We start from the raw sequence: 2,053 nt of genomic DNA, 5'->3' as shown, positions 1-2,053 counted from the left end.
AAAAAGACTTCGAGCACATCATCTCAACAAGTAAATTTGATGAGACATTTACCGAACGCATAAACTACAAGATCGCTCTTACAAACGACGAGCAACCAAAGATCAAATTTGGTATCGGGCAAAAAGACACAGACATAACTACTGGTGGCGACGGCGGTAAAGTACTCATTGAGGTAAAAGACGAAGCTGGCGTTGTAAAAAGTAGCTTTTACGCAAATATCAAAGATAATGTCGTAGTAGCTGACTTTGAAGCAGCTGGCGTAAAGCTAGATAGGACGCACCACGTCATAGACGCCACATATGTAGATAAAAATGGTGTAGAAAGACGAAGTGAAAATTTAACCATCACAGTCGATCTAGACGCTACTCCAGACAAGCTAAAAGAGCCATCTTTTGGTGGCTCAAAGTCTGGCTCAGGGCAAAGCTACAAAGTGATCTTTAGCGGAGAAGCAGAAGATCCAAGCAGACCTGACGACAAAACATCCATAAAAGTAGACGTCGTCGATGTCAACAACTCATCTAAGCAAATTTTGCCACTAACTGATCTTAAATATGAAGGAGAATTTCTTACCACCCTAACCAGCGGTAGCAAAAACTTCATCGTAACACGAACAGACGACGCTGGCAATATGTCGGTCCAAACCGTCGCTATGATCTCAAATAGCGGACTTGACGTGGATATGTGGTTTTATGATTGTGCGAATAATAACTTTAATGTCTACTGCAGAGACAAAAGTTTGATAAAACCAGGAGATGTTCCTACTTATAATGGTGGCTGGGGACTTCACGTAAAAAATCACTATAACCACTGGGCAGACTGGACAAATGTAAGTGCCACTACAACTTTCAATGAAGTAACATTTAGATCAGGCAAAGACTGGCAACTAGCAGAAACAAGACCAAGACCGGGTGAGCTAAACATGAAAGATATGGCAAGGGTCGGCCACTCACCAAACGCAAGCGACACCGACCACAATGGCACAAAATATAATGTAAATCGCACTGGAAACTACATGTTACTAGAGGCCGAACCAGTAGGAACCGACCTCATAATGAGAATGCAGGGCTGGATATATATAAAAGAGACAGGCACATACACCATAAAAGCCAGCCAGTATGAGTCTGCATTTAGCATAGATATAGCAGGTCAAGGTTTTAAAAACAATTCATGGGGTAGTGATCCAAACAAAAGTAAAAATTTTACCCTAGAAAAAGGCTTTCATAAAATAAACATCCAATATGTTGATGACAATGAAAACGTAAATTTAGATGTAGCTATCAAAAAAGCTGGAGAGAGCGACGCTAACTATAAGATAATAGGCTCCGCTGGTAGTGGAACACACCTTTTTAGTGATAACTATGTAAAAGCACTGGAACAAAATGGCTTTATAGACCAAGAAACAAATAAATTTCACAAAATTCTTGAGAAAAACGGCAAATACTTCGGAGATGATACAAATGACTTTAATAGCATCGTTCAGCTAAGACACGACTCAACAGAAACTGTTGGAAGCAACCTAAATGATGCCTTTGTCTATAATGGCAAGCCAATGGACGGCAAGGGTGGCATAGATACGCTCATATTTGTTGATGATATCGATCTTAGCAAGGTTAGTGATCTTGATAAAAAGGTAGAAAGCTTTGAGCGCATACAGCTAGGCACGAGCGACCAAGCGGTCTCCATAGGACTAGACGGCAAAAGTGTTCTTGACATAGTCGACTCAAGAGTTACAAAGATAACAGGCAAGGCTGGCACGGAAAACATCAACACCGTGCTAAAGATATTTGGCGACAGCGAAGACATAGTCGCTCTAAAAGGCCTTGGCACGACATTTACCAAAGCAACGGATAGCGAAGTAACAACGCTAAATGCAAAACATAGTGTCATCGGAGATGAGTACAACAAAGTAACAGTAGGCGCGGATGGTCACGCGGTAAATCAAGTCTATAAAGGCTCACACGGCGGACAAACATTCTTTATCGAGATAGAAAAAGACGTACATGTTGTGGATCTAGCCTGATCTTTGGCTCAAATATAAATTTAGAAAAGCTT

Annotated in this window: 1 pseudogene; it reads left to right on the top strand. The window is 41.1% G+C overall.

The annotated features are described in order from the left end of the window. A pseudogene (locus Q0296_RS11055) lies at positions 1 to 2,021 on the top strand (hypothetical protein); the annotation flags it as partial. Between the last annotated feature and the right edge of the window lie 32 nt (positions 2,022 to 2,053).

The organism is uncultured Campylobacter sp. (assembly GCF_937890585.1).
In the GTDB taxonomy this organism is placed as follows: Bacteria; Campylobacterota; Campylobacteria; order Campylobacterales; family Campylobacteraceae; genus Campylobacter_A.
The sequence above is the reverse complement of the archived record's forward strand: the minus strand, read 5'-3'. Positions and strand labels throughout refer to the sequence as shown.